3 protein-coding genes and 1 pseudogene are annotated in these 3,815 nt (G+C 46.0%); 3 read left to right on the forward strand and 1 reads right to left on the reverse strand.

Translation table 11 applies throughout. The features are described 5' to 3' along the window. Both gatB and B3O33_RS04865 read left to right on the forward strand, forming a co-directional pair. Positions 1 to 686, forward strand: a pseudogene (gene gatB, locus B3O33_RS04860) (Asp-tRNA(Asn)/Glu-tRNA(Gln) amidotransferase GatCAB subunit B); the annotation flags it as partial. Between the two features lie 204 nt (positions 687 to 890). Then, positions 891 to 2,033, forward strand: coding sequence for an FIST signal transduction protein (locus B3O33_RS04865; RefSeq protein ID WP_292361218.1), 1,143 nt, complete (start codon positions 891 to 893; stop codon positions 2,031 to 2,033). A 1-nt stretch (position 2,034) separates the two neighbouring features. Here B3O33_RS04865 and gshA read toward each other — a convergent pair whose 3' ends face one another. Next, positions 2,035 to 3,309, reverse strand: a complete 1,275-nt coding sequence (gene gshA / locus B3O33_RS04870) for a glutamate--cysteine ligase (protein WP_292361219.1) — start codon at positions 3,307 to 3,309, stop codon at positions 2,035 to 2,037. A 303-nt stretch (positions 3,310 to 3,612) separates the two neighbouring features. Between gshA and B3O33_RS04875 the strand changes: the two genes are divergently transcribed. After that, the coding region (locus B3O33_RS04875; RefSeq protein ID WP_292363109.1) for a response regulator at positions 3,613 to 3,815 on the forward strand (203 nt) is incomplete at its 3' end.

Consider the following 3,815-nt stretch of genomic DNA (forward strand, 5'->3'; position numbering starts at 1 on the left):
AGGATAAAAATGAAACCCGCTCCATGCGGAGCAAGGAAGAAGCCAATGATTACCGTTACTTCCCGGATCCTGACTTATTGCCTTTGGTTTTAGATGAAGGCTTGATTGAACAGGTTCGTGCCACTTTACCGGAATTGCCCAACGAGAAACGCGATCGTTTTGTAAGTGAAATGGGCTTATCAAGGTATGATGCGAGCGTACTGACCAGCAGCCGTGAACTGGCTGATTATTTTGAAGCCGTGCTTGTCGCGACAGGCAATAAAGATCCCAAACAATGTGCCAACTGGGTCATCGGGGATCTCTCCGGCGCATTGAATAAAGCGGGTCTCGACATCACTGAATCTCCGGTCTCTGCAGCCCAACTGGGCAGCGTATTACTTCGCATTCAGGACAATACTATCTCCGGTAAAATCGCCAAGCAGGTGTTTGAAGCCATCTGGAATGGTAAAGGCGCTGATGCCGATGCCGTCATTGAAGCTCAAGGTCTTAAGCAAGTCACCGATACCGGTGCCATCGAAGCAATGATTGATGAAGTGATTGCCGCTAATCCCGATCAATTACAGCAATATCGTGATGGTAAAGAACAGGTATTCGGCTTTTTTGTGGGACAGGTTATGAAAGCCTCAAAAGGCAAAGCCAATCCAGGACAGGTCAACGATATCCTTAAACAGAAACTGGCTGGTTAAAAACTTTTTTTACTCGAAAGCCCTGACGCGGAATAGGCGCTCAGGGCTTTTTTATGCGCCAGATTTGTGCAAATCAGTTCACATTTTGAATCAAGCTACTCCCAGTATCAGACAATCTGATGTAGTATCGGCTGATGTTTTTTGAACACATAGAACAAGGATGCTAATGATTCATTTAAATTTCAGGATGTTGGGTTTAATAAAATGAAGTTTGTACAGGAACATTTACCTACCAAAAGCGGTTTTAACAAACTCTCATCTGCATCGACATTGAGTGAAGCAAATTGGGTTTTGGTTTTCGGCTCCGTTAACCGTTTCAGCGAACGCAATTTTGCCAGCCAGTTACAGAAACGCTACCCCAATGCCCAAATTATCGGTTGCACCACTTCCGGTGAAATTACCGGAGATGGCGTGTTTGATGACAGCGTACATATTACCGCCATGCAGTGGCAGCGCAGCCAGCTTCGCTTCATCTGCAAACCCGTCAACAGCATGGAGCAATCACATGCTTTAGGTGCCCAAATCGCCAATGAATTAGTCGCTCCGGATTTAAAAGGTGTATTTGTTCTCAGCGATGGCCTTAATGTTAACGGTTCAGAACTGGTTGAAGGTCTGCAGGAAGTATTGCCCAACACCCCTATTACCGGCGGTCTGGCTGGCGATGATGCCAAATTTAGCAAGACTCTGTTACTGAATAATGATCAAATCCAGGATCGCATTGTCATTGCTGTAGGAATTTATGGCAAAGACGCTATTGTGACCAGTGGCGCATTAGGTGGCTGGAAACCTTACGGCCCGCCAAGACGTATCACCAAGGCCATTAAAAATGTGGTCTATGAAATGGATAACAAACCAGCCTTACCGCTTTATAAAATGTATATCGGCTACTATGCCAGCGAACTGCCTTCTTCGGGTCTTAATTTTCCGTTCGCCATCATGGATGACAAAAACGTTAATGTCATAAGAACCTTGCTGTCGATTAACGAAAAAGAAAACAGTATGACCTTTGCCGGCAATATTGCTGAAGGGTCAACCGTACGTTTTCTGAAATCCGATCATGATCAGCTGGTCGCCGGAGCCAGCGAAGCTGCCCGGCAAATCTTATTGAAAAAAGTGGATATTAACGATAAAGCGCTGGCCATCTGCGTCAGCTGTGTAGGTCGTAAACTGGTGATGGAAGATCAGGTTTCAGACGAAGTGTATGCGGTTCAGCGTCTGCTGGGCATGCAAACCGGCATTACCGGTTTTTACTCAAATGGTGAAATCTGTTCCGGAGAAGACGATAGCCATAGCCTGTTGCACAACCAGACCATGACTATCGCCTATTTAAGTGAGCATAACGCCTGAATTATGCCAGTTCTCTTGCAGCGGCTAGCAACGCTAGTCGCGCAATAACCCCATAGGCATAAAAGCGATTCGGTTCAGCATCCGGCTTATCAAATTTGTCCGGTGTAATACAGGACTGGGCAAACGCCAGGGGCTCGAAGTGCATTCCCGGCGCATTAAGATTTTCATCAATGCCACGGCCTGTATGCACACGATAAAAGCCACCGATAACAAAATGGTCCATCATATATATCACCGGCTCAGCCACAGCCTCCTCCTCACCGAGAGTTTCGAAGGTATACACACCTTCCTGAACCAATACATTATCAACGACCAGACCTTCTTTGGCCGAAGACATTTTAGTGCGTTGCTTGCGATTCAGGTTCAATAACTCATCAGCACTTTTCACCATCATAATACCCATGCCATAGGTGCCTGAATCTGCTTTCACTACCACAAACGGTTCACGATCAATGCCATACTGATTGTATTTATTCTGAATCGCCGTTAACAAGGTGTTCACATTACGTGCCAGACACTCCATGCCGCTGCGTTCCATAAAATTGACTTCACCACATTGCAATGTAAGTGGCGATACCAGCCAAGGATCTATCCCAATTTGCTCAGCAAAAGCATGAGCAACCATCGAATAGTGGGTAAAGTGATCCGACTTCTTCCGAGTGGCCCACCCGGCTTTTAGTGGAGGCGCAAGTTGCTGTTCAACACCTTCCAGGATGGCTGGACGCCCACTTGACATATCATTATTGAGTAACACCAGACAAGGCGAAAAATCCCCTATCGCAACGCGATTTCCCTGTCTTTCCAAAGGTGAAATTTCACAGGTTTTCCCAGAGGGCAATTCGACCTGTATAGCCTCACTGATATCGTCACGCAAGCTGGCAATGCGCGCCTCCAGGCCGGCTTTTTCAAAAATATCTCTTAAGGTTTCCACGCTTTCCAGATAAAACAGGTTACGCGTGTGATTTTCCGCAATGATTAATACCCGACGGGCTTTCGGACAAAGTCGTTCAACCGCCGCCTGCGCAGCTTGCACACATAGCGGCATAAATGCCGGGTTAAGATTGTTAAAACCTGCCGGAAACAGATTCGTGTCTACCGGTGCAAGTTTAAATCCCGAGTTTCGCAAATCAACCGATGCATAGAACGGTGCGGGAGTTTTAAGCCATTGCTCACGTAACCAGCATTCCACATCAGCCTGACGCTCAAGTAAATGTGATTCCAATTCCAGTAAAGGCCCATTCAGGGCAGTAATGAGATGCGGTACAGCTGAAGTCATGATGAACTCTCTGAGTCAATAAAAATAAGGCTGGCTGAATTAGGGCTGTTTATCTTTTATCACCGTCACTGCTGCAAGCGATTTTCCCGCCCTTCCAGGGACAACAAAAGATAAACAGACCGTATTTACTGTGATATGGGACACAGATTGCAATTTTCAAGTCATACATACTCTGCCATGCGTTTAGAAATGAAGGAATAACAGACCTTAACATCGAAAGTAGTCACTAGCCTGACGATCAAAAATGGGTTATCTTCAGGGTTGATTTTAATCGAATGTATCAGGCTGTAGGTAAAAATGACTGTGAGTGAGACTTTATCAGAATTTTCAGGCCTTAAGGTGATGGTCATTGACGACAGTAAAACGATTCGCCGTAGCGCTGAATCCCTGCTGCAGAAAGCAGGTTGTGAAGTTCTCACTGCGGATAATGGTTTTGAGGCTTTGCCAATAATCAGTGGTCAGCATCCCGATATCATATTTATCGATATCATGATGCCTCGCCTGGA

It is taken from the genome of Methylophaga sp. UBA1464, assembly GCF_002325665.1.
Taxonomy (GTDB): Bacteria; Pseudomonadota; Gammaproteobacteria; order Nitrosococcales; family Methylophagaceae; genus Methylophaga.

Excerpts from the sequence above, each read along its gene's own strand:
- B3O33_RS04865 (WP_292361218.1), top strand. The coding sequence starts at position 891 with ATGAAGTTTGTACAGGAACATTTACCTACCAAAAGCGGTTTTAACAAA.
- gshA (WP_292361219.1), bottom strand. The coding sequence starts at position 3,309 with ATGACTTCAGCTGTACCGCATCTCATTACTGCCCTGAATGGGCCTTTA.